Annotated in this window: 23 protein-coding genes and 1 pseudogene; 16 read left to right on the top strand and 8 right to left on the bottom strand. The window is 51.0% G+C overall.

What is annotated here, in order from left to right; translation table 11 throughout:
• Window positions 1–3: 3 nt before the first annotated feature.
• From citX to rna, 4 genes are all read left to right on the top strand, one after another.
• Window positions 4–558, top strand: coding sequence for a citrate lyase holo-[acyl-carrier protein] synthase (gene citX, locus RYZ59_RS10190; RefSeq protein WP_061067505.1), 555 nt, complete (start codon window positions 4–6; stop codon window positions 556–558).
• Window positions 527–1,432, top strand: coding sequence for a triphosphoribosyl-dephospho-CoA synthase CitG (citG, locus tag RYZ59_RS10185; protein WP_137384521.1), 906 nt, complete (start codon window positions 527–529; stop codon window positions 1,430–1,432). The genes citX and citG overlap by 32 nt, the downstream gene beginning before the upstream one ends.
• Before the next feature lie 25 nt (window positions 1,433–1,457).
• Complete coding sequence (citT, locus tag RYZ59_RS10180; RefSeq protein WP_079936949.1) at window positions 1,458–2,921, top strand: citrate/succinate antiporter CitT; 1,464 nt, start codon at window positions 1,458–1,460, stop codon at window positions 2,919–2,921.
• Window positions 2,922–3,031: 110 nt separating this feature from the next.
• Window positions 3,032–3,838, top strand: a complete 807-nt coding sequence (gene rna, locus RYZ59_RS10175) for a ribonuclease I (RefSeq protein WP_318047919.1) — start codon at window positions 3,032–3,034, stop codon at window positions 3,836–3,838.
• Between the two features lie 41 nt (window positions 3,839–3,879).
• Here rna and RYZ59_RS10170 read toward each other — a convergent pair whose 3' ends face one another.
• Both RYZ59_RS10170 and RYZ59_RS10165 read right to left on the bottom strand, forming a co-directional pair.
• The gene (locus RYZ59_RS10170) at window positions 3,880–4,503 is read right to left on the bottom strand and encodes a flavin reductase family protein (protein ID WP_318047921.1); all 624 of its coding nucleotides are present in this window, start codon (window positions 4,501–4,503) and stop codon (window positions 3,880–3,882) included.
• Window positions 4,504–4,599: 96 nt separating this feature from the next.
• Window positions 4,600–5,430, bottom strand: coding sequence for an alpha/beta hydrolase (locus RYZ59_RS10165; protein ID WP_318047923.1), 831 nt, complete (start codon window positions 5,428–5,430; stop codon window positions 4,600–4,602).
• A gap of 273 nt (window positions 5,431–5,703) precedes the next feature.
• On the opposite strand from RYZ59_RS10165, the gene rnk reads away from it, so the two are divergent.
• Both rnk and uspG read left to right on the top strand, forming a co-directional pair.
• The gene (gene rnk, locus RYZ59_RS10160; RefSeq protein WP_005120853.1) at window positions 5,704–6,114 is read left to right on the top strand and encodes a nucleoside diphosphate kinase regulator; all 411 of its coding nucleotides are present in this window, start codon (window positions 5,704–5,706) and stop codon (window positions 6,112–6,114) included.
• A 195-nt stretch (window positions 6,115–6,309) separates the two neighbouring features.
• Complete coding sequence (gene uspG, locus RYZ59_RS10155) at window positions 6,310–6,738, top strand: universal stress protein UspG (protein ID WP_005120854.1); 429 nt, start codon at window positions 6,310–6,312, stop codon at window positions 6,736–6,738.
• Window positions 6,739–6,779: 41 nt separating this feature from the next.
• Here the strand turns inward: uspG and RYZ59_RS10150 are convergent, their stop codons facing one another.
• From RYZ59_RS10150 to RYZ59_RS10135, 4 genes are all read right to left on the bottom strand, one after another.
• Window positions 6,780–7,730 carry a helix-turn-helix domain-containing protein gene (locus RYZ59_RS10150; protein WP_202039164.1) on the bottom strand — a complete coding sequence of 317 codons (951 nt, stop codon included), beginning with the start codon at window positions 7,728–7,730 and terminating at the stop codon, window positions 6,780–6,782.
• Window positions 7,731–7,793: 63 nt separating this feature from the next.
• On the bottom strand, window positions 7,794–9,008 hold the full coding sequence (locus RYZ59_RS10145; RefSeq protein WP_202039165.1) for a CaiB/BaiF CoA transferase family protein: 1,215 nt from the start codon (window positions 9,006–9,008) through the stop codon (window positions 7,794–7,796).
• A 32-nt stretch (window positions 9,009–9,040) separates the two neighbouring features.
• On the bottom strand, window positions 9,041–10,354 hold the full coding sequence (locus RYZ59_RS10140; RefSeq protein ID WP_318047927.1) for an MFS transporter: 1,314 nt from the start codon (window positions 10,352–10,354) through the stop codon (window positions 9,041–9,043).
• Between the two features lie 124 nt (window positions 10,355–10,478).
• The gene (locus RYZ59_RS10135) at window positions 10,479–11,645 is read right to left on the bottom strand and encodes an acyl-CoA dehydrogenase family protein (RefSeq protein ID WP_202039167.1); all 1,167 of its coding nucleotides are present in this window, start codon (window positions 11,643–11,645) and stop codon (window positions 10,479–10,481) included.
• Window positions 11,646–12,052: 407 nt separating this feature from the next.
• Between RYZ59_RS10135 and RYZ59_RS10130 the strand changes: the two genes are divergently transcribed.
• From RYZ59_RS10130 to RYZ59_RS10095, 8 genes are all read left to right on the top strand, one after another.
• Window positions 12,053–13,198 (top strand): acyl-CoA dehydrogenase, encoded by a 1,146-nt coding sequence (locus tag RYZ59_RS10130; protein WP_318047928.1) that lies wholly within the window; start codon window positions 12,053–12,055, stop codon window positions 13,196–13,198.
• A gap of 11 nt (window positions 13,199–13,209) precedes the next feature.
• A complete protein-coding gene (locus RYZ59_RS10125) occupies window positions 13,210–13,974 on the top strand; it encodes an electron transfer flavoprotein (protein WP_318047929.1) in 765 nt (254 codons plus the stop codon).
• Between the two features lie 20 nt (window positions 13,975–13,994).
• Window positions 13,995–14,951: an FAD-binding protein gene (locus RYZ59_RS10120; protein ID WP_318047930.1), complete on the top strand. Its 957-nt coding sequence runs from the start codon at window positions 13,995–13,997 to the stop codon at window positions 14,949–14,951.
• Window positions 14,952–14,996: 45 nt separating this feature from the next.
• Window positions 14,997–16,289, top strand: coding sequence for an FAD-dependent oxidoreductase (locus RYZ59_RS10115; protein WP_202039171.1), 1,293 nt, complete (start codon window positions 14,997–14,999; stop codon window positions 16,287–16,289).
• The gene (locus RYZ59_RS10110; RefSeq protein ID WP_318047931.1) at window positions 16,286–16,570 is read left to right on the top strand and encodes a ferredoxin family protein; all 285 of its coding nucleotides are present in this window, start codon (window positions 16,286–16,288) and stop codon (window positions 16,568–16,570) included. The genes RYZ59_RS10115 and RYZ59_RS10110 overlap by 4 nt, the downstream gene beginning before the upstream one ends.
• A gap of 68 nt (window positions 16,571–16,638) precedes the next feature.
• A complete protein-coding gene (locus RYZ59_RS10105; RefSeq protein WP_318047932.1) occupies window positions 16,639–17,961 on the top strand; it encodes an aromatic acid/H+ symport family MFS transporter in 1,323 nt (440 codons plus the stop codon).
• 3 nt (window positions 17,962–17,964) lie between these two features.
• A complete protein-coding gene (gene fadK, locus RYZ59_RS10100; protein ID WP_318047933.1) occupies window positions 17,965–19,626 on the top strand; it encodes a medium-chain fatty-acid--CoA ligase in 1,662 nt (553 codons plus the stop codon).
• 157 nt (window positions 19,627–19,783) lie between these two features.
• Window positions 19,784–20,200 (top strand): desulfoferrodoxin family protein, encoded by a 417-nt coding sequence (locus RYZ59_RS10095; protein WP_318047934.1) that lies wholly within the window; start codon window positions 19,784–19,786, stop codon window positions 20,198–20,200.
• Between the two features lie 102 nt (window positions 20,201–20,302).
• Here the strand turns inward: RYZ59_RS10095 and ahpF are convergent, their stop codons facing one another.
• On the bottom strand, window positions 20,303–21,868 hold the full coding sequence (gene ahpF, locus RYZ59_RS10090; protein WP_137384526.1) for an alkyl hydroperoxide reductase subunit F: 1,566 nt from the start codon (window positions 21,866–21,868) through the stop codon (window positions 20,303–20,305).
• Window positions 21,869–22,108: 240 nt separating this feature from the next.
• Window positions 22,109–22,672, bottom strand: a complete 564-nt coding sequence (gene ahpC / locus RYZ59_RS10085; RefSeq protein WP_002894394.1) for an alkyl hydroperoxide reductase subunit C — start codon at window positions 22,670–22,672, stop codon at window positions 22,109–22,111.
• 374 nt (window positions 22,673–23,046) lie between these two features.
• On the opposite strand from ahpC, the gene dsbG reads away from it, so the two are divergent.
• On the top strand, window positions 23,047–23,793 hold the full coding sequence (gene dsbG / locus RYZ59_RS10080; protein WP_318047935.1) for a thiol:disulfide interchange protein DsbG: 747 nt from the start codon (window positions 23,047–23,049) through the stop codon (window positions 23,791–23,793).
• Window positions 23,794–24,018: 225 nt separating this feature from the next.
• Window positions 24,019–24,450: pseudogene (locus RYZ59_RS10075) on the top strand (LysR family transcriptional regulator); the annotation flags it as partial.
• Window positions 24,451–24,522 lie beyond the last annotated feature (72 nt).

Here is a 24,522-nt window from a genome sequence, read left to right as displayed (position 1 = left end):
GCCATGCACCTGCTCCCTGAACACGCCACCTGCCACGCGGTTTCCATTCCCGAGCTGCTCGCCAGCCGTGATGAGAGACAAGCGAGGCAACATGCCTGGCTCACGCGTCATCACGCGCCATTGGTCTCTTTTACCGTGGTAGCGCCAGGTCCGATTAAAGACAGCGAATTAACCCGTCGTATCTTTAATCACGGCGTCATCGCCCTGCTTGCGCTGGCGAAACAATCATCCTGGATTGTCAGGGAGCAAACTGCGCTGGTCTCCGCCAGCGGCCCGGAAGGTCTGTTGTCCATCGAGGCGCCAGCCCACGACCTCAAGCTCGCCACTATCGAGCTTGAGCATTCACATCCGCTGGGACGGTTATGGGACATCGATGTCCTGACCCCGGAAGGAGAAATCCTGTCCCGCCGTCATTTCGCGCTTCCTGCCCGTCGCTGTCTGTTGTGCGAGCAAAGCGCTGCCGAATGTGCGCGGGGTAAAACCCACGCGCTTTCCGACTTACTCATTCAAATGGAGGCACTGCTACATGATGCCGATTCCCGCAACATCGACGAATAACGCAGTCCTTCCACTGGATCTGCCCGACGCCTACGCCACGCTTGCCTGGCGCGCCATGCTGACTGAAGTCAACTTATCGCCCAAACCGGGTCTGGTGGATCGCATTAATAACGGCGCACATAAAGATATGGCGCTGGAAGATTTTCATCGCAGCGCAGAGGCTATCCAGGCCTGGCTGCCACGTTTTATCGAATACGGCGCATTCAGCGCGCAGTTGTCACCTGAAGAGGTACTGAAAGGACTGCGTCCACTGGGTATGGCCTGCGAAGCCGATATGTTTCGCGCCACCGCTGGGGTGAACACCCATAAAGGCAGCATCTTTTCTCTGGGACTGCTGTGTGCCGCCATTGGCCGCCTGCACCAGCTCCAACTGACTGTTACCGCTGAAACCATTTGCTCTACGGCAGCAACATTTTGCCGTGGCCTGACCGAGCGCGAACTGCGCCAGAACAATCAACAACTCACGGCTGGCCAACGTCTTTATCAGCAACTGGGATTAACCGGCGCACGGGGCGAAGCCGAAGCGGGATATCCGCTCGTCATCCAGCATGCTCTGCCGCACTACCGCGCACTGCTGACTCAGGGCCGCGACCCTGAACTGGCGTTACTCGACACATTATTGCTGCTGATGTCTATCAATGGCGACACCAACGTGGCTTCACGTGGCGGCGCGGAGGGTCTGCGGTGGATACAACGGCAGGCCACCACATTATTGCAGCAAGGGGGAATTCGTACCCCCGCCGATCTCCATTACCTACACCAGTTCGACCAACAGTGCATCGAACGCAACCTCAGTCCAGGAGGCTGTGCCGATCTGCTGATCGTTACCTGGTTCTTAGCTCAGATTTCGCAAGTTCATCATTATCACAATTAAAGATCCTTTCCGGAGAATCACACACATGTCTTTAGCAAAAGATAAAATATGGAAGTTATTGGCCCCATTGGTCGTAATGGGCGTCATGTTTCTTATCCCCGTTCCTGATGGAATGCCTCCACAGGCCTGGCACTACTTTGCCGTGTTTGTGGCGATGATCGTCGGTATGATCCTTGAGCCAATTCCGGCTACAGCGATCAGCTTTATCGCCGTCACGATCTGCGTTATCGGCAGCAACTATCTGCTGTTTGATGCTTCCGAACTGGCTGATCCGGCGTTTAAAGCGGGTAAGCAAGCGCTGAAGTGGGGTCTGGCAGGCTTCTCCAGCACCACCGTGTGGTTGGTGTTTGGTGCGTTTATCTTCGCACTGGGTTATGAAGTCACCGGTCTGGGTCGTCGTATCGCACTGTTCCTGGTGAAATTCATGGGTAAACGTACCCTGACGCTGGGCTATGCGATTGTTATTATCGACATCCTGCTGGCACCGTTTACACCGTCCAACACCGCACGTACCGGTGGTACCGTGTTCCCGGTTATCAAAAACCTGCCGCCGCTGTTCAAATCCTTCCCTAACGATCCTTCCGCACGCCGTATCGGCGGATATCTGATGTGGATGATGGTTATCAGTACCAGCCTGAGCTCCTCGATGTTCGTTACCGGCGCTGCGCCTAACGTGCTGGGTCTGGAATTCGTTAACAAAATCGCCGGCATTCAAATCAGCTGGTTGCAGTGGTTCCTCAGCTTCCTGCCGGTCGGTATTATTTTGCTGATCGTTGCTCCGTGGCTGTCTTACGTGCTGTACAAACCGGAAGTCACTCACAGCGCTGAAGTTGCCGCATGGGCCGGCGATGAACTGAAAACTATGGGTAAACTGACCCGTAAAGAGATGACGCTGATCGGTCTGGTACTGCTCAGCCTGGGCCTGTGGGTATTTGGCGGCAAGCTGATTGACGCTACCGCAGTGGGTCTGCTGGCGGTCTCCCTGATGCTGGCTCTGCATGTTGTACCGTGGAAAGACATTACTCGCTATAACAGCGCATGGAACACCCTGGTCAACCTGGCCACGCTGGTGGTAATGGCCAACGGTTTAACCCGTTCCGGTTTCATCGACTGGTTTGCCAACACCATGAGCACGCATCTGGAAGGGTTCTCGCCTAACGCGACAGTAATCGTTCTGGTACTGGTGTTCTACTTTGCTCACTACCTGTTTGCCAGCCTTTCTGCGCACACCGCCACCATGCTGCCGGTTATTCTGGCTGTCGGTAAAGGTATCCCGGGCGTGCCGATGGAACACCTGTGTATCCTGCTGGTACTGTCCATCGGTATCATGGGCTGTCTGACTCCGTATGCCACTGGCCCGGGTGTTATCATCTACGGTTGTGGTTATGTGAAGTCCAAAGACTACTGGCGTCTGGGTGCTATCTTCGGCGTTATCTACATCGCTATGCTTCTGCTGGTCGGCTGGCCGATTCTGGCAATGTGGAGCTAATCATTCCTGTTCACGCCTGATGAAAATGATGCCAGACAGCTAAACCTGACTGGCATTTTTTATGATTAAATAGATGATATTCAGAATTTATATAAGTATCCGAAATCATCATGACATCAACATGGCGTTATTCTTCATTGCTGGCAGCACTCCTGCTGCCAGTTTCTGCAGCTCAGGCCGATGAACTTCAGGCAAAACAGTACGCTGATTTTGACAGCTACGTGCTGGCCCTCTCCTGGCAAACCGGATTTTGCCAAAGCCAACACGAGCGGAATCGTCAGGAGCCTGACGAATGTCGTTTACAAAAAGAGAGCGCAGACAAAGCAGATTTCCTGACCGTTCACGGTTTATGGCCCAGCCTGCCTAAATCCATTGCCGCCCGTGGAGTAGACAACCGCCGCTGGATGCGTTTTGGCTGCGCGACTCGCCCTATTCCCAACCTGCCTGAAGCCCGCGCCAGCCGTAAATGCGCGGCCCCCGAAACCGGGCTGTCGCTGGAAAGCGCGGCAAAACTCAGCGCTGTAATGCCCGGCGCTGGAGGGAGATCCTGTCTGGAACGTTACGAGTATGCCAAACATGGCGCGTGTTTCGGTTTTGATCCCGACGCATACTTCGGCACGATGGTGCGGCTGAATGATGAGGTTAAGAACAGCGAGGTGGGCAAATTCCTGGCGGAAAACTACGGCAAAACCGTCAGCCGTAACGCATTTGACGCCGCCGTTGCCAAAAGCTGGGGCAAAGAGAACGTCAAAGCAGTGAAGCTAAGCTGCCACGGCAATCCGGCGTATCTCACTGAGATCCAGTTATCCCTGAAAGCCGACAACATCAACCAGACGTTATCTGCACAGTCATTCTTACCGCAACCGCATCCGGGTAGCTGCGGTAAACTGTTTATTATCGACAAAGTGGGATACTGAAAATCGCGACCGACGCTGCAAGCTGGCGTCGGTCCGTAAGCTTAGCGTTTTGCTCGGGCGTCCGGGCGAACTAAATCAAAACGGTGTGTTTCACTGATCGAATAATACGCCGTTGGCCCACCTGCACGCAGTACCGGCTTCGCTTTCTCCGTCTGATAGATGCCGTCTTCCAGTAGCGTTTCATCTATGTGGATGCCCACCACCTCTCCCAGCACCAACCAGGTTTCAACAGGTGCGCCATCAGCAGTAGTCAGTTGCAGAGTTTGCGATAAACGACACTCAAAATTGACCGGGCTTTGCGCCACGCGCGGCACGTTGACTATCCGACTATCTGCCTTGCTAAGCCCGGCGGCAAAAAACTCATCCTCACCGTGCGGCAGACTGGCCGACGTTTCGTTCATCGCGCTGGCCAGCTCAAGAGTCGTCAGGTTCCAGACAAATTCACCGGTTTCGATAATATTCTGCACGCTGTCTTTCCAGCCGCTGCTGGCGAAACCGATAATCGGCGGATGATAGTTAAAACAGTTAAAGAAACTGTAGGGTGCCAGATTGTGCCGACCATTGCCGTCACGCGACGCAATCCAGCCAATCGGGCGCGGTCCAATGATGGCATTTAGCGGGTCATGCGGCAGGCCGTGCCCCTGTGACGGTTGATAGAAATACATAGCGTTCCCTGTTGAAGTTGACGTCAGCTCAGCACAAATTATGCTTCGCTCATCCCCCTGGAAAAAGAAGATCAGCGTAGAACAATCTGCCAACGATTACGACTGAATAAAGTTGAGCAGGTCACCGTTGATCTGTTGCTTATGGGTGGTGCAAATTCCATGCGAGCCGCCGACATATACCTTCAACTGCGAGTCCGGCAGTATTTCCGCCGCGACCTTACCGCAGGTTTCAAACGGGACAATCTGATCTTCGTCACCATGGATCACCAACGTCGGGATGGTCATTTTTTTGAGATCTTCACGCAAGTCTGTTTCCGAGAAAGCATGGATACAGTCGTACAGTGCTTTGATTGATCCTTGTAAGCCCTGTTCGACAAAACTTTCACGGATCGCCTTCGACTCCTTTGCGCCCGGTCGATTGTAGCCATAGAATGCGGCCGTCAGCTCATAGAAAAAGGCGGCACGATCGTTCACAACGCCTTCACGAATGCCATCAAACACCTCCTTAGGTACACCATTCGGGTTAAAGTCGGTTTTGATCATGATGGGGGTTACCGCACCAATGAGTACCGCTTTTGCTACCCTCTGCGTCCCATGGCGGCCAATATAACGAGCAACTTCGCCACCGCCGGTAGAGTGCCCGACATGTACAGCATCTTTGAGATTGAGATACGCGGTAAGTTCGGCCAAATCATCAGCATACTGATTCATATTGTGGCCATCCCAGGGCTGGGCCGAACGACCGTGCCCCCGTCTGTCATGGGCTATCACACGAAATCCTTTCGCCCCGAGAAACAGCATTTGATCTTCAAACGCATCTGCGGTCAGCGGCCAACCATGGCTGAACACAATGGGCTGGCCGCTTCCCCAATCTTTGAAATGCAAATAGCTGCCATCTTTTAAGGTAAGTTTGTCGTACTGGCTCATGAGATCTCCTGTCGAGGAACACTGAGTTGTCGTGGCGCGCCCGCAGCGAGCGCTTAAAAAGCATAATGCAAATTTGAGAACGCTCACGTTTTTTGCCTCCCCCTTAATCTGCAGCAATATTGATGATTTGCCTGAATGTGAACTAAATCACTTCAAACCAGGGGTAAGTCTCAGTATCATCATAAAAGCTAAACCCTTGCCGCCTGACGGTGAGGGTTTTCTTTTGGGATTATTTACCTGCGCATCCGCAGTATCGACGACATGGAGTAATATATGTCCAGACCAACTATTATCATTAACGACCTCGATGCGGAACGCATTGACCGCCTGTTGGAGCAACCTGCGTTTGCTGGTTTACCGATAGCGGACGCATTAAACGCTGAACTGGATCGCGCCCAAATGTGTTCACCGGAAACCATGCCGCACGACGTGGTGACCATGAACAGCCGCGTGAAATTCCGCAATCTGAGCGATGGCGAAGTGCGCGTACGTACCCTGGTATATCCGGCCAATATGACTGACAGCAGTACACAGCTTTCGGTAATGGCGCCAGTCGGTGCAGCGCTTCTGGGCCTGCGCGTTGGCGATACGATCCATTGGGAATTACCGGGCGGTACATCGACCCACCTCGAAGTCATCGAGCTTGAGTATCAGCCTGAAGCTGCAGGCGACTACCTGCGCTAACTCTGTCTTATCAAAGCGACTCGCTTTATCTTACAGGGGATGCATCCGCATCCTCTTTCCGCTTCACCCCTGCTGTCTTTCATTTGCTGCACTTCCTTTTCTCCTGTTCGCAAAACATAAATCTGTGTCGTGACTGACAGAATCATTTTTAATACTATGCTGTTATGTGTTCATGTAATGACAAGGAGAATGTTTATGTACAACACAATCATAATGCCTGTTGATGTATTCGAAATGGAACTGAGCGACAAGGCAGTTCGCCATGCAGAATTTCTGGCACAAGATAAAGGGGTGATCCATCTGCTGCATGTGCTCCCGGGTTCTGCCAGTCTGAGTCTGCACCGTTTTGCCGCTGACGTTCGTCGTTTTGAAGAGCATCTGCAACACGAAGCGGAAACCCGTCTGCAAACCATGGTCGGCCACTTCAGTATCGATCCTTCCCGCATTAAGCAGCACGTTCGCTTTGGTAGCGTGCGTGATGTGGTAAACGAATTGGGTGAAGAGTTGAATGCAGATGTAGTAGTCATCGGATCACGCAACCCATCAATCAGCACCCATCTGCTCGGATCTAACGCCTCCAGCGTTGTCCGCCACGCGACTTTGCCGGTACTGGTTGTACGCTAGTCAGCACACAAAAACCCCACCCGCCTGACGGGTGGGGTCATCTATTGCGTGATGCCCTCTTTCTCATGGGCACCACCAATAACCAGGCACTCTTCCTCTGTGGATATTCTTTGCAAGGCCAGTTCGCGGTACTGTCCAGGGCTGACACCCGCATGTTTATGGAAAAAGCGCGTAAAGTAGGCTTCATCATTAAATCCTAAAAAAGCCGCAAGCTGCTTTATCGTCTTAGAGGTGTAAACCAACTCTTGTTGGGCTTCCTGCAGAACGCGCATATTAATCACGTCAAGGCTGGACATCCCTAATGTTACCCGACATAAACGAGACAGGTGTCCCGGGGACATGCCCATCACCTCAGAATAATCATTAACGGTCAGCCGTTGGCGAAAACGCTGATCCACCAGCAGGAGGAATTTGTTTATTTGCGAGGCCTTACGCGAGCAGACATCAAACTTCTGCTGTTCTTCCGTTAGGGTATTGATACGCGTGAGGTGAACCAGTATGGAGATAAAAATCGAAATGCACATTGCCGTATGATTAATCCTCGGATTCTGCATCTCTTTTTGTAAAGACTGATAGAAACCCTGAATAATTTTCCCGTCCTCAGGGGAATCATCCAGAGGGATTACGCAGGGTTTATGCATCAAAGTGAGGACATTGGGCGCCAATAATCCCATCACCGATTCCATTGGCCCTTGTGAGGCAGTGATTGTCATCCCTTCCGTACCGGGTCGGTAATCAAAACCATGAACGGTTTGCGCAGGCACCAGGATGAGCCCTGAGCCACTCACCCTCATCCGGGTATAATTCATTAAAACATCGACCTCTCCACTTTGGATAAAGAGGGTCTGAATCAATGAGTCATGAATATGCGGATTGGCTTTCCAGTTCAAGGGTTTTGAACGCAATGAGATCATTTCTATATTAAAGAAATTCTCCCAGCCAGGTTCCGACTGTTCACCATATAACGCATAAGTAGGAATGGTCGTTGCCATCAATGCCCCCCAATCAAATGAGCCCACCAGGTAGCAACGGTGCCGACCACCTGGCGGCTATGGTTATGCGGGTATAATGACCGCGCCGTCCGCATTCAAACGATCTATCTCCTCAACAGAATATCCATATTCCAAAAGAATTTGCTGCGAATCATGCCCTAATCCGCGAGAAGGTCGAATTTGCGCTGGCCCCATACCACCAATGTTCACAGGAGGGGTCACCAGCACGCGTCGGTTACCGGTGATATATTCAACATTTCGCAGACAGTCGGTCGCCCACGCCTGCTCATCGTCAAGGATTTCATCAGGCGTAAAGCCTTTCTCATGAGCAAAGTCGTTTTGTTTTAACATCAGCATCATTTCATCAAGCGAGCGTTTAGCGACCTGCTCACTGATGATGCTGATAATATCCCGGTTGCGTCCATGTAGATTGACATCGGCAATACGACAAAACTCAGGGCTGTCGACCAAATCTTCGCGACCAAGTAGCGTCATGAATTTATTGAAAAAGCGATCGTACTCTGGGATACAAATCACCATCCAGCGGCCATCCCGGGTCTTATAGGTATTGTTGAACGGATTCGCGACTTCGCAGCGGGATTTAGGATAAACGTTGCCATATTGCGCCGATGTGACGGCAATACTCATCATAAACAACGCGGTATGATGCAGACTCACTGTCACTTTATCCCCCTGCCCGGAGAGCGTACGGCCATATAACGCCGCGCAAACCCCCGAAACCAGGCACATGGAAGCCTGGAAATCGCCAAACCCATTCACTGAGTTAATCGGCGTTTCCCCTCGTTCGTTTGTCGACCCCAGAATCCCTCCCCGACAAACATAGGCCGTCGCATCAAACCCTGCGGTATCTTTTTCTGGCCCTTGCTCACCGTACCCCAGAATCTGAGCAAAAATTAAACGAGGAAAACGCTGGTGCAATTCTTCCCATGAGAACCCCAGCCGCTCCAGCGCTTTCGTCCGATAGCTGGTCACTACCACATCAGCGGTGGAAAGAATGCGCCAGGCAATTTCTTTCGCCCGCTCCTGTTTCAAATTCAGACACAGAAAACGCTTATTAGCATTGGAAATATCAAATGCCGGATTCTCATCATCTTCATACGGCATATTAAAAACTGACGCCTGCGTACGGCCAGGATCGCCGATCGGCGGTTCGATTTTGATCACCTCCGCCCCCCAATCACCTAAAATACGCGCTACCGTTGGCGCCGCCAGAAATGATGTCAGATCGACGACCTTAACGCCCTCTAATGGTCTCATACGTCATATTCCCTCAAAAATGAGTAGCCTGTTTAACCGGCAAATCCTTTACGATCGCCCGCGCTTACGCGTGCTGATTTCTTTTCTATTGGCCGAATGCGTGCTATCAACATAAAGAATGCTCCGACAATCGCCACGCCTGCGCCCAAATACAGCGCGTACTCGTACTGACCACCGGACACATCAATCACCCAGCCAGCCAGTACAGGCGAGAGAATGCCCGCCAACGTCCCAAACACCCCGTTCAGTCCGACCAACATGCCGGTGTCTTTTTGCGAGAAAATAATAGGAATTGAAAAATGTGCAGCCATGGTGAAGCACAGGAAGAAGTTCGACGCCGAGATAAGCGTGGCGGCACTCCACAAGCTGTTTGCCTGTGTGCCGAGGATCAAAAATACTCCGGCTAATAATAACCCCAGTACCGGAGAAATCTTACGTCCGACGTTTTGCCCAAATCGACGGCATGCGGCATCAGTGACTACGCCCCCCAGTGGGTAAGCAAAAATCGCCACCAGATACGGCAGCATGGAGAAAATCGCGCTTTGTTTGAGATCGATTCCACGCCCCATGGCAAAGTAGGTTGGCAGCCAGGTCATGAAGAGAAAAAAGAGGTAATTGGTACAAAAGTAACACAGGGCGCACGCCCAGACTGAAGGAGTAGCCAGAATATCGCCTTTACTTAGCGGGTCATTCTGTGCAGCCGGAGAGGCCTCAGTAGAGACTTGCCCAGCCTGAATATAGTCTCGTTCACCCTGGGTGATAAAATTATCCTGTTGCGGACGGTTGCTGCCAAGCTTCCACCACAGCAGACACCACAGCACACCGGGTACTGATACAACGTAAAACACGGTCTGCCAGTCCCAGCGTTGGACTATCCATGCCGCCAGAACCATGGCAACGGCAATACCGGTAGGGCAACCTATTTGCAATAATCCTGTCGCCATCCCGGCTTCATGTTTAGGCACCCATTTTGCCGCCAGTGAAAAGTTAGCCGGGACGAGCAATCCCTGGCCAATCCCGACCAGAATACGCAGCAACATCATGATGCCCAGTGTCGATCCTAACGGTGTCAGAAACGTGAAAACAGCCCACCATAATGTCCCGGTAACTAAAACGACCCCGCCGCCAAACCTGTCCGCCAGCAAACCCGCGGGTAACATTGTGACGGCATAGCCAATGAAAAACGCCGTGGATACCCAGCCAAACTGCATAGCGCTCCAGCCATATTCCTGCATTAATGCAGGCCCACACATCGACATCCCACTTCGCGCCACAAACATGACGAAATAATCAATAATGAGCAGGACAATAATGCCCCAGCGTCTGTTCCCTGGTGATGTACTCATAGGTCACTCTCGCATAAAAGCAAAAATGGCCGTAGCCACAGGATAAACAGCGACGTACGGCCAAAACTGAGGTTAGTGCCCCGTAAAAACAGCTAACCTCTGACACGGTGCAAACGCTCCCGGACTAGCGAATCTCACCACCTGCGGCAATCAGTGGGCGTGCGATAGTCAGTCGCTGCACGGTACGAGGGCCTTCCTCAAACCACAGAGCGCGAGCATCGCGATACATTCTTTCTACCGGGCCATACGGGTTATCTTCGAAATAGCCAATACCGCCAAAGATTTCGAGACAGCTATCCGATACCGTACGAACGGTATCAATGCCGTGCAGTTTGCACATGGCTGAGACCATCTCAATGTCTTCGCCCCGATCAAATTTTTGCGCACAGTCGCGCAGCATGACACGCAGCGCATGCACCTGCGTGCCCATATCCGCCAGCGTTTGTTGAATAGCCTGGCGAGAAGTAAGAGCCTTACCGAAAGTCACACGATCTTTTGCTCTGGCTATCGCCAATTCCAGGAAGCGCTGCGACATTCCAAGACAGGTTACGGCAATCATGGCGCGTGAATGCGCCAGCGCATTCATGAAAATATCCAGGCCATCACCCTCTTTACCCATAATGTTATGGGCAGGGACTTCGCAGTTTTCAAAACGCAGATAAGCATGCCCCGCGCCACGGCAACCCATCATGTGCGGCATGGGATCGATGTAATAACCGGGAGTATTCGTTTCGATAAAGAATGCCGTTAAGCCACCTTTTTTACGCTTATTCTCATCTGTAACCGCAATAACATAGCTCCCATCGGATATATCTGTATGGGATATCAACGTTTTGGTTCCGTTAAGAATATATTTATCCCCTTTTTTAACCGCAGTAGTACGAATATCCGCACCCGAACCACAATCCGCCTCAGTTAATGCAAAGTTAATATAAGCATCTTTATTTGCCAGCAGCGGTAACCATTTAGCACGCAAATCTTCCGCGCCATGGTCATACATAATTCGCCAGTTCAACCCGTTAGCGTGGTGCAGGTTCATACGCATCCCACCGGGCCCACGGCAAAACTCTTCCATCACCGAAAAGAACTGTTCACAGTTGAGTCCCATACCGCCAAATTCTTCAGGCATCGCCAGACGAAACAGATCGTTTTTACGACAAACATCATAATAAGAGTCAGGAAAGACATTCGTCCGCTCAACTTCCAGTTGAATTTCTTCCAGCTCAGTTTCGGTAACCTTTCTGACTTTTTTCTTCAATGCTTCCAGTTGCTGTTGAGATAAAATGGACATATACCAACCCCACTCCACGTTGAATACTCGGGTAAGAATGCAGGTAATAAGAATATGGATATATAAAAGATAAGATATTCTAACCAACCTGTTTCCATGAATTAACGCGATGGATTATAGGAATAAAACTCGTCCGCCTGACATTGACAGATTTAACCAAAAACAGGACAAATCGAACATCACTAACATCCGGTTTTTATTTCGGAACCCGCATCACAAAAGCATACCAAATGCCCGTTTTGTCCAGGACGTTGTTAAATATGTCTATGCATCATTGATGCCCACTGAATTTATGCTCCTCATACCAATTATTCTGCAAGTCGGCGTCCTGTCACGATCAGAATATAAAGAAATGAATATCGTCCGAAACATCAATTCTTATCAGCAGGCATCATTGAGGAGACATCATGGACTTTAGCCTGACCGAAGAGCAGGAGCTGCTTTTAGCCAGTATCCGCGAACTGATAACACGAGATTTTCCCGAAGAATATTTCAAAACCTGTGATGAAAATGGCGCGTTCCCCAGCAAGTTCTTTCAGGCATTGGCCGAAAGCGGCGTGGGACTGTTAGGCATTCCAGAAGAACTCGGCGGCATCCCTGCTGATATGATGACGCAAGTGCTGGTTCTGGAGGAGATCGCCCGCATGGGGGCTCCCGCCTACATTATGACGGAAGGCCAATGCATCCATAACATGCAGCGCTTTGGCAATGCGGAGCAGTTGGCGAAAACGGCTGAAGTCGGGCTGACCGGTATCCCTGCCTATTCACTTGCCTTCACCGAGCCGCAAGCGGGATCGGACAATAACCGCGTCGCCACGACCTATACCCGAAAAAATGGCAAAGTTTATCTGAACGGGCAAAAAACGTTCATCACGGGCGCCAAAGACTACCCCTATATGTTGGTGCTGGCACGCAATCCCGAACCGGAAGATCCGAAGCGCTGCTTCACCCTGTGGTGGATTGATCCAAACATGCCGGGCGTTAAGCGCAATAGTCTGCACAAAATCGGCTGGCACATGGTCAGCAACTGTGAGGTTTTTCTCGATAACGTTGAACTGGAAGAAAGCGCCATGGTGGGCCGCGAAGGTTACGGCTTTATTCACATGATGGAAAACTTCGATATTGAACGTCTTGTCATCGCCGCACACTCGCTGGGTGTGGCGGAATGCGCCTTTGAAGATGCCGCTCGCTATGCCAACCAACGTATTCAGTTCGATAAAAATATCGGCCAGTTCCAGATGATTCAGCTCAAGCTGACCCAAATGGCGATAAAGATCCAAAACATGAAAAACATGGTCTATCGCACGGCATGGGAATGTGACCACGATTTACCCATGCGTCTGTCCGCGCCGATGTGCAAGTTATATTGCGCACAGTCAGCCTGTGAAGTCATTGACGATGCGATGCAGATTTTAGGGGGCCTTGGTTACACCAATGACAGCCGGGTATCCCGCTTCTGGCGTGATACGCGTGTAAACCGCATCGGCGGCGGCACTGACGAGATTATGGTGTATATCTCAGCCCGCCAGATCCTGAAACAGTATGAAAAATAATAGGATACGTCATGAAATTACTCGCCTGTTATAAACTGGTCGCGGAAGAACAAGACATTACTATCGCCGCTGACAGAACGCTGGATACAACACGCGCTGGAGAAAAAATCAGCCCATTTGACCTTAATGCCATTGAAGAGGCCGTCCTGCTGGCCGGTGAAAACGATGAAGTTATGGCTCTGTGCGTTGGCGGCCAGGCGCTGGATAACGCCAAACTGCGTAAAGATTTGCTCTCCCGAGGCCCTCATGGACTTTACCTGGTGCGCGACGAGCGGCTGGCGGCTTCGCTAGCGCACGAAACGGCCAGGGTCATTGCCGAAGCGGCGAAGAAAATCGGTTTTGATCTGCTGTTGTGTGGCGAAGGTTCTGGCGATCTTTATGCACAACAAACCGGGCTGCGGGTCGGGGAAATGCTTCATCTGCCCACCGTCAATGCCGTTAGCCACATTGAAATCCATGACGGTTACGTCACGGTCGAACGCACGCTGGAAAATGAAGTAGAGATCATTGATGTTCCGCTTCCTGCCGTATTGTGCGTCACCTCAGATATTAATGAGCCGCGAATTCCTTCCATGAAAGCGATTCTCGGCGCAGGGAAAAAGCCCGTCACCCAATGGACGGCTGATGACATCGGCTGGACACCGGTATCTCCCGATACCGAAATGGTCAATATTTATGCCCCGCAGCAGGCAGAACGTAAACACATCATCATTGAAGGCGACAGCGCAGAAGATGTCGCTCGCCTGGCAGAGCATCTCAATAAAGTGCTGAACTGAAGACAACGGAGAAGCTGGGAATGAGCAAGATTAATCAGGTATGGGTAGTGAGCGACAGCGCCGACCGTTACGCGGATCTCCTTGCAGGAGCAAAGCAGTTCGGTGAACGCGTGAGTGCAGTCATCTGGGATGAGAGCGAGGCTTTGCAGGTACAACATGCCGACGCGGTGTACGTTCTGAGCGGAAAGTCAGAACAGCAGCGGTTAGAAAACTACGCGGAAACCCTCGTAGCCCTGATACAAAACGCCGAAAAAGGCGCCAGCGCGCTCAGAACGGGAACATTAATCCTGTTGGCGGCAACCCGACGAGGAAAAAGCCTGGCGGCCAGGCTCAGCGTCCTGCTGCAATCAGCGCTGATTAATGATGCCACCAGCCTGGCGCTGGAGGGTGGCGAGCTGTATGCCGAACATCGAATGTACGGCGGTCTGGCGTTTGGCCGGGAAAAAATCAACACATCGATGGCTATCGTGACCGTTTCGAGTGGCGTATTCGAGCCGCTGGAAGAAAATGCGCCGCATCAGCCTGCTCCCACCCCCGTTAGTTATATCCCACCGCAACATGAGCTTTTATGCAAAGCGCGCCGGGCAAAATCGGTCAGTAGCATCGACCTCAGTAAAGCCCGGCGTGTCGTCGGGATTGGGCGTGGCTTAGCGGCCAAAGACGATCTGCACATGATCTGGGATTTAGCCGCTGCGCTAAATGCGGAAGTCGGCTGCTCTCGCCCCATTGCCGAAGGTGAGCACTGGATGGATCGCGAACGTTACATTGGCGTTTCTGGCGTACTGCTTAAAACCGATGTGTATCTGGCGCTGGGCATCTCAGGGCAGATACAGCATATGGTCGGTGGTAATGGCGCTAAAACCATTGTTGCCATTAATAAAGATAAGAATGCGCCGATCTTTCAGTACGCCGACTACGGGCTGGTAGGCGATATTTATAAAGTCGTCCCGGCATTAACGGAACTGCTGCAGCGCTAACATTTAACGCCGTCATCCTGGATGGCGGCAACAGGAGCAAAAGCGATGTCGGATGAAAAATTTGACGCCATTATTGTCGGCGCAGGCATCTCAGGCTGCATCGCCGCTTATGTGATGGCAAAAGCAGGACTGGATGTGCTGGTCATTGAGCGTGGTGATACTGCGGGCAGTAAAAATATGACCGGGGGACGACTCTACACGCACAGCCTGGAAGAAATTATGCCCGGCTTTACCCACACGGCACCGGTTGAAAGAAAAGTGGTCAGGGAGCGAATTTCCTTTCTTACGACAGAAAGCGCCGTCACGCTGGACTATCTCACGGGCACACCCCACCAGGCCTCTGACGCAGAATCATGGACGGTGCTTCGCCACACCTTTGACAGCTGGCTCATGGCGCAAGCAGAAGCCGTTGGCGCACAGTTCATCACCGGCGTCAGGGTCGATTCGCTGATCCGCCAGGATGGGCGAGTGACAGGGGTTCAGGCAGGAGACGATACGCTAGAGGCTAATGTGGTTCTCCTCGCCGACGGTGTAAATTCTCTGCTGGGTCGCGCTATCGGTATGGTGCAAGAATCATCGCCGCATCATTATGCCGTGGGCGTGAAAGAGGTAATTTCGCTGCCATCCGCACAAATTCAGGAGCGCTTCGGGCTAACCGGTAATGAAGGCGCCGCCTGGCTGTTTGCCGGCTCACCGTCAGACGGATTAATGGGCGGCGGTTTCTTGTATACCAATCGAGATACGCTTTCACTGGGCCTGGTATGCGGGCTCGACGGTATCGAGCACGCCCGCAAGAGCGTGCCGCAAATGCTGGAAGACTTCAAACAGCATCCTGCTGTCCGTCCGCTGATAGAAGGCGGAACGCTACTGGAATATTCCGCGCATCTGGTGCCGGAAGGCGGGATAGATATGGTTCCAACATTAGTTGAAGACGGGGTGATGATTGTCGGCGATGCAGCCGGAATGTGTCTCAATTTAGGCTATACCGTGCGGGGCATGGATCTCGCCATCACGGCAGCCAATGTGGCCGCGCAAACGGTCATTGCCGCGAAAGACGCAAATGATTTCAGTAAGGGAAAACTCCAGGCTTATCCCAACGCACTGGAGAAAAGCGCGGTGTTACGCGATATGCGCCACTACCGCCGCCTCCCCGCAATGATGGAGAACCCGCGAATTTTCCAACAATATCCGCAAATGGCAACCGATCTCATGGCATCCCTGTTTACCGTCAACGGCAAGGCTCCAGTTTCGCTGAGCAGGACAGTATTGGCGCATGGCAAAAAAATCGGATTACTTAATCTTTTAAAAGACGGCATTAAAGGAGTTCGCGCATTATGAACACCGTGAACGTCGATGTGAAATTGGGCACGAATAAATTCAGGGTCGATGAAAGCCATCCCCATATAATTCTGGTGGAAAATCCCGACCCTGAGCAGTTCCGTAAACTGATCCTCGCCTGCCCCGCTGGATTATACCGACAGGATGACGCTGGCAATATTCACTTTGATTATGCTGGCTGCCTCGAATGCGGCACATGCCGGGTGCTGTGTTCAGATACCGTTCTACAGAAATGGGAATATCCACAAGGAACGTTCGGCGTTGAATTTCGCTTCGGCTGACTCCCTACCAAACAGTCTATATCGCCGTATCCAGAGATACCTCGTGTTCGCGATTCAGGGAGGAGACCATGTCGGTACAGAATCAAATTGATATCAGTACGATTTTAGACAAACACCCAATCAGCAGACGGCAATGGTTTATTGTATTTCTCGGTTTTTTTGTTCTGGGTATTGATGGTTTCGACGTCACGGCAATTGGTTACATTGCTCCGGCACTAATAGATCACTGGCAACTATCCAAACAAGATCTGGGCCCGGTAATGATGAGTGGATTGTTGGGGCTGGCGGCAGGCTCTTTAATTTCTGGCTCGTTAGCCGACCGCTATGGCCGCAAAAAGTTAATTATTGGGTCGGTTGTCTTTTTTGGCCTCAGCAGCCTGCTTTCTGCCGGGGCCTGGAATTTATCCAGCCTGACTTTTTTCCGTTTTATTACCGGGCTCGGATTAGGCGCAGCCATGCCCAACATCACCACGCTGGTTGCAGAGTACGCCCCCCATCGTTATCGATCTCGCCTGTCAACGGTGATCCATTGTGGCTTTAATTCTGGCGCCGCGCTGGGAGGCATACTCAGCCAGCAGTTGCTCGGGGCGTTTGGCTGGCGCGCTGTGCTTATCGCAGGCGGCATTTTACCGCTCTTGCTGGCGCTGATTTTACTGCGCTGTTTACCTGAATCGATGCTGTATCTGGTGCAGCGCACCGGTAACGATGCACACCTTGCTCGTCTGCTGAATCTGTTTATTCCCGGAATCGCTGACAAAAATACGCGTTTTTACACTACCGAGCCGCAAAAAGCCCGAGCCAATACGGCAAAATCACTGCTGCATACCCCCTACACAGTGGGAACGCTGGCGCTGTGGTTAACGCTTTTTGTCGGACTTTTCAGCGTTTACCTTTTATCCAGTTGGTTGCCGCTGATGATAAAAGATGCCGGACTAACGCTCTCACAGGCCGTCATTATGGGGTCGGTCTTTCAGATAGGCGGCATGATGGGGAATTTTTGCATTGGTATTGAAATGGATCGTTGGGGCAAACACCAGGCCATTATTCTGACACTTTCAGGCAGCATAGGTGGCGCATTAATTCTGGGGCTGTGTACCCCCTCGCTTTTTCTGCTCTATACCCTGGTCCTTATTCTTGGCTTCACTCTCAACGGGATCAACCCTGGTTGCTACGCGCTGGCTGCGCACTTTTACCCGACCTCAATACGGGCAACCGGGGTTGGCTGGGCGACGGGCGTTGGTCGGCTGGGCGCCATTACCAGCGCAGGCGTGGGTTCGCTCATGCTCGCGGCAGGCTGGACATTCAGCGACGTCTTTCTGTTTTTGCCTCTGCCGCTACTGGCTGGCGCACTGGCGATGTATGGCAAAAAAAGAACTCAGTCTGAGACATAACCAATGACAACGAACATAAAAATCAATACCGAGCGTAAGGCACAATACCGGCAACAGGGCCATTGGGGTGATGCGACATTAGCCGATTACTGGTGCCTGTCGGCCAAAGCGTATGCGGACAAAGTGGCTGTCACCGATAATCGGGGGGACAACTACACCTATAAAGCGTTGGATATTGCCGCAGGCCGGCTGGCATCCTGGCTCATCGACGCCGGAATCCGCCCGGGCGATCGCGTGGCGCTCCAGCTACCCGGCTGGTGTGAATTCACAATAATTTATCTGGCCTGCCTGAAAAGCGGGGCAGTAGTCGTCCCGCTCTTGCCCGCCTTCAGGGAATGCGAATTAACCTGGATACTTAATAAATGCCGGGCCCGGATACTGTTTACGCCAACAAATTTTAAAAATAGCAGCCCTGTAGATATGATCGCCACACTCCGTTCGGCGCTCCCCTGGCTTGAACAGGTGGTGGCGGTTGATAAGCTGGCACCCGCGCAGACTGGGCCCGCTCTGAGCCACATCCTCAATGACGCCTCGCCAATAACACAACATGTCAAAACGCATAGCGACGATTTGGCAGCCGTTCTTTTCACTTCCGGTACGGAAGGTCATCCAAAAGGCGTGATGCTGACGCACAATACGATCATCGCCAGTGAACGAACCTTCTGCGCGGCGCTAAACATAAACTGGACTGATTCGATTCTCATGCCGGCTCCGCTAGCCCACGCAACAGGATTTCTGCATGGCGTGACCGCCCCTTTTTTAACGGGTGCCAGCAGCGTATTGATGGACATATTTTCTCCTGAAGAGTGTCTGGCATTACTGGCACAAGAGCACTGCAGCTGCATCATGGGCGCAACACCGTTCGTGTGCGATCTACTGTATGCTTCAAAAGCACAGCGCAGCAGCCTGTCTTCTCTTCGCTTCTTTCTGTGCGGAGGAACCACAATCCCGGGAAAACTTTTGCAGGAATGCCATCAGGCAGGGATTCAACTTCTTGGTGTATACGGAAGCACAGAAAGTGCTCCCCATGTGATAGTGCGCCCATATGACTCACTGGCTCATCAAATGAATACGGATGGTAGAGCCGCCGCTGGCATTGAAGTCAGAGTGGTCGATCAGAAGAAGATGACACTGACGGAAAATAATGAGGGCGAAGAAGCATCGCGCGGCCCCAATGTTTTTGTCGGCTATCTTGATGAACCAGAATTGACCGACCGAGTGCTTGACGACGACGGATGGTATTACAGCGGCGACTATTGCCGGATGGATAAAGCCGGCTATATCAAAATTACTGGCCGTAAAAAGGACATTATTGTTCGTGGCGGTGAAAATATCAGTAGCCGCGAAATTGAAGATATTCTGTTGCTTCATCCGGATATCCACGATGCTGGCGTGGTGGCGATGCCAGATAAACGCCTGGGTGAGCGCTCGTGCGCTTATGTCGTGCTGAGTCATCCACAAAAAACACTTCAGTTGGCGGATATCGTCGCGTTTTTCGCCCAACGGCGTATCGCAAAATATAAATACCCGGAATACCTGGTCGTTGTAGATAAATTACCGCGTACAGCCTCAGGAAAGATTCAAAAATACATTCTCCGGCAGGATATTCTTCAGCGTCTGGCATCCCTCTCGCAAGAAACGGCTGGTCAAACAACCTTGGCGTAAGAAGGATCGCGTTATGTCTCTAAGTCATACTGTTCCCGAACATTCCCACAACGTACACAGGACATCAAACCGGATTAAAAACAGTACCAAACCCACATTTATCCACCCTATCCCGACGTTCTACCGCTGTCCTCAATGCGGGGAATTCCTTGTCACCATGGGTAAACGTAACGCAACATCCCCGATAACCTGTTGTGGAAAAACACTCGCCGCGCTACGGGTTAATGATGCCACCACTAGCGATGCGCTCGCCCAGCAGCATCAACCATTGATGACCATTTCCGGGGGGTTTGAATCAAATACGCTTTCCGTCACGGTGGGTAATCCGGCGCATCCAATGACGGCAGATCACTCTCTGGAATGGATCTTTATTTACACCTTTCAGGGCGGACAATTTAAGTATCTGCCGCCTGGCGCGTCGCCTGAAGCCACTTTTGCACTCGCAGGTAATGATGCGTATGTTTATTGCGATCGCCCAATCTGCAAAGGAAAACAGTGTAAATTCAACTGTAAAAGAGGGTTTTCAGCCTATACCTGGTGCAATCAGCATGGTTTGTGGCGGTATACATTTTGACGGAGCACATTGCTGGTAAACATCTTGTACACGCTTAAGCGTAATGAAAAAACCGCCAGTGATTAACTGGCGGTTTGGGAATTGCAGGTGTGTCTTACTTTCTTATACGGTTGTGGTGCGAATCAGATAATCAAATGAACTCAGTGAAGCTTTCGCGCCTTCGCCAGTGGCGATGATGATCTGCTTGTACGGTACGGTTGTACAATCCCCCGCAGCAAAAACACCCTTCACGCTGGTCTCGCACTTGGCATCAATGATGATTTCACCCATGCGGTTACGCTCAACGGCGCCTTCCAGCCAGTTCGTATTCGGCAACAGGCCAATCTGCACAAAGATACCCGCCAGTTCCACATTGTGGATATCACCGCTGACGCGGTCACGATACTCCAGACCGGTGACTTTACTGCCGTCGCCTTTCACTTCTGTGGTTTGTGCATTCAAAATGATATCGACGTTTTTCAGACTGCGGACTTTATTCTGCAGAACCTGATCGGCCTTCATTTCCGGGGCAAATTCCAGCAACGTCACGTGTTCGACGATACCCGCCAGGTCGATAGCCGCTTCAACGCCGGAGTTACCGCCACCAATCACCGCGACGCGCTTGCCTTTAAACAGCGGGCCATCACAGTGCGGACAGTAGGTTACGCCCTTGGTGCGGTACTGATCTTCACCCGGAACATTCATGTTGCGCCATTTTGCGCCGGTAGCAATGATGATGCTGCGTGCTTTCAACACCGCGCCTGATGCCGTTTCAATCTGATGCAAACCACCTTCCTGTGCTGCCGGAACCAGTTTGCTCGCACTCTGGCTATCAATGACATCAACATCGTAATCATCAACGTGTGCTTTCAGTGCGCCAGCCAGTTTCTGGCCTTCGGTTTTCGGTACAGAGATGTAGTTTTCGATATCAACGGTATCAAGAACCTGACCGCCAAAGCGTTCGCCCATCAGACCGGTGCGAATACCTTTACGTGCAGAGTACACCGCAGCCGCTGCCCCGGCAGGACCCGAACCGACGATCAGCACATCGTAAGCATCACGCTGATTCAACTCTTCCGCCGCGCGTTTTTCTGCGCCCGTATCAACTTTCGCTACGATTTCAGTCAGCGTCATGCGGCCCTGACCAAACTCTTTACCGTTCATATAGACCGCCGGAACGCCCATGACATTACGGTCGGTAATTTCGTTCTGGAATGTACCGCCATCAATCGCCGTATGCTTGATACGCGGATTCAGCACGGACATCAGGTTCAGCGCTTGCACCACATCCGGGCAGTTATGACAGGACAGTGAATAATAGGTTTCGAACTCAAAATCCCCGTCGAGGTCGCGGATCTGCTCCAGCAGTGACTGTGCTTCTTTCGACGGATGACCGCCCGTCCACAACAGCGCCAGAACCAGAGAGGTAAACTCATGGCCCAATGGAGAGCCGGCAAAACGCGGCCCCTGGTGAGAACCCGGGTTGGTTATCAGGAACGATGGCTTACGTACGGCCAGAGTATTGTCTTCTTTAAAGGTGACTTTTTCTGACAGTTCAGCAATTTCGGTCAGCAGTTCCTTGATTTCTGCCGATTTAGCGCTGTCATCCAGCGTAGCAATCAGCTCAACAGGTTTGGTCAGTTTCTCAAGATAAGCCTTGAGCTGGGTTTTCATATTTGTGTCGAGCATTATTCTTCCCTCTCTGAAAACATCATCATGCAAGCCGAATTCGTTCAGGCAGTCTGAATACGTTTGCATCATGGTGTTGGAATAAAACGGGCGCGACGCACCCGCTTAAGGATTAATTCGCAAGAATTTCGTGTTACAGGCAGGCGGCAAGCTTATGAATCCCCGGGAGCTTACATAAGTAAGTGACCGGGGTGATTAAGCGTAGCCAACGCACCTGTAGCGCGAAAGGCGTAGCGAATTTTAGATTTTACCAACCAGGTCCAGGGACGGAGCCAGAGTTGCTTCGCCTTCTTTCCACTTAGCCGGGCAAACTTCACCTGGGTGGGAAGCAACATACTGTGCAGCTTTAATTTTGCGCAGCAGGTCAGACGCATCACGGCCGATACCTTCAGCGGTAACTTCGATTGCCTGGATGATACCCTGCGGGTCAACAACAAATGTTGCACGGTCAGCCAGACCTTCATCTTCACGCATGTTGTCGAAGTTACGGGTCAGGGCGCCAGTCGGGTCGCCGATCATCGCATATTTGATTTTCGCGATGGTTTCAGAGCTGCTGTGCCATGCTTTGTGAGTAAAGTGAGTGTCAGTAGAAACAGAGTAAACGTCCACACCCAGTTTCTGCAGTTCTTCGTAATGGTCAGCAACGTCACCCAGCTCGGTCGGACATACGAAAGTAAAATCAGCCGGGTAGAAGAAGAAGACACTCCAACGACCTTCGGTATCTTTCTCGGTTACTTCGATGAACTCACCGTTTTTGAACGCCTGGTTTTTGAAAGGTTTAATTTTGGTATTAATCAAAGACATCTGTACTTCCTCCGTGTTTTCGTTGAGGGATAAGTTAACCAAAATCATTGATAAGGGCTAATGCGTTTTCTTTATCAAATCAATAAGCGTTAACTAACAACCGACTCAACCGCATGTTGTAAACCCTATTCTAAAAGTAAAAAAGGCTCCCTTTGCAGGGAGCCTCATTACCCGAGTTACCCGCAAGTAACTTCAGTGCCAGCAGAACTGGCTATGTGTTGCGCTCTACATTACCTTAACCAAGGTCGTAACAGCGATTGGGATTACATCACCCAACTACCGAAAGGGCAATCGACAGACTGTCGATCTTACCTATGGCTGCGATAGGTTTTGCAACTTAACTCCCTTTCCTTCTGGTTTTATAAGGAAAATCAATGTTTAAACGTTTATTACTCTTAGCTCTGCTCCCTGCAGCCGTCCACGCTGAAGAGCTTCCTGCCCCCGTTAAAGCGATTGAGAAACAGGGCATTACAATTCTGAAGTCGTTCGACGCGCCGGGTGGCATGAAAGGTTATCTGGGCAAATATCAGGACATGGGGGTCACTATCTATGTCACGCCTGATGGAAAACAGGCGATCTCCGGCTACATGTATAACGAGAAAGGTGAAAACCTGAGTAATGCGCTGATAGAAAAAGAAATCTATGCACCTGCAGGGCGCGAGATGTGGCAACGAATGGAAAAAGCGTCGTGGATTCTGGACGGCAAAAAAGATGCGCCTGTTATTGTGTATGTGTTTGCCGATCCCTTCTGCCCATACTGTAAACAATTCTGGCAACAGGCGCGTCCGTGGGTTGAGTCCGGCAATGTTCAATTACGCACGCTGTTGGTTGGCGTGATTAAGCCTGAAAGTCCGGCAACCGCTGCGGCCATTCTGGCAAGCAAGGACCCCGCTAAAACCTGGCACGACTATGAAACCTCGGGCGGCAAAATGACGCTGACACTGCCAGCAACCCCGCCTGCCGAGCAAATGAAGACGCTGAATATCAACCAAAAACTAATGGACGATTTAGGCGCCAATGTCACGCCTGCCATTTATTACATGAGCAAAGATAATACCCTGCAACAGGCCGTCGGTTTGCCCGATAAAGAGAAGCTGGATATTATCATGGGAGCCAAATAGATATACGCAACGAATGATTGATATCATTTCTCATATCAATCATTCTTCTTTTTAATATCAATAAACTCGTTAGCACTTTTTACCGAAAAAATAACCCTGCCTGTGCTATTTTAGCATTTGTAAACTATTCATTAAGTTTTACATGTATATGAGATGATAATGCATTGTAATTTACTCATAACAAAATGAAATACTTCACAACTAAACTAAAACAGGAATTAGCGTATGGCTAACCTTTACGACCTCAAAAAATTCGATCTCAACCTGCTGGTTATTTTTGAATGTATCTATCAAAATCTAAGCATAAGCAAAGCCGCCGAAACGCTGTTTATTACCCCCTCAGCTGTTAGCCAGTCGTTACAAAAGCTGCGTGCACAATTCAATGACCCACTATTTATTCGTGCCGGAAAAGGTATTACGCCTAGCGTAACGGCGGTCAATCTGCACCATCATCTTAAGAACAATCTCAACAGTCTGGAAGAAACAATAAATATCATGCACAGCTCCAGTCTGAAGAAAAAATTTGTCATTTACAGCCCGCAAATTATCAATAATATCTACGTAAGTGAGTTAATTAATTTCATCAGGAAAGACCAATATATTGAAATTGAACATCATGATATTCTGATAACATCGGAAACCGCTGAAGACTTGGTGATGCTGCCAACTTACTGATTTAGTGTATGATGGTGTTTTTGAGGTGCTCCAGTGGCTTCTGTTTCTATCAGC

It is taken from the genome of Citrobacter sp. HN-141 (assembly GCF_033341895.1).
Classification (GTDB): domain Bacteria; phylum Pseudomonadota; class Gammaproteobacteria; order Enterobacterales; family Enterobacteriaceae; genus Citrobacter.
The sequence above is the reverse complement of the archived record's forward strand: the minus strand, read 5'-3'. Positions and strand labels throughout refer to the sequence as shown.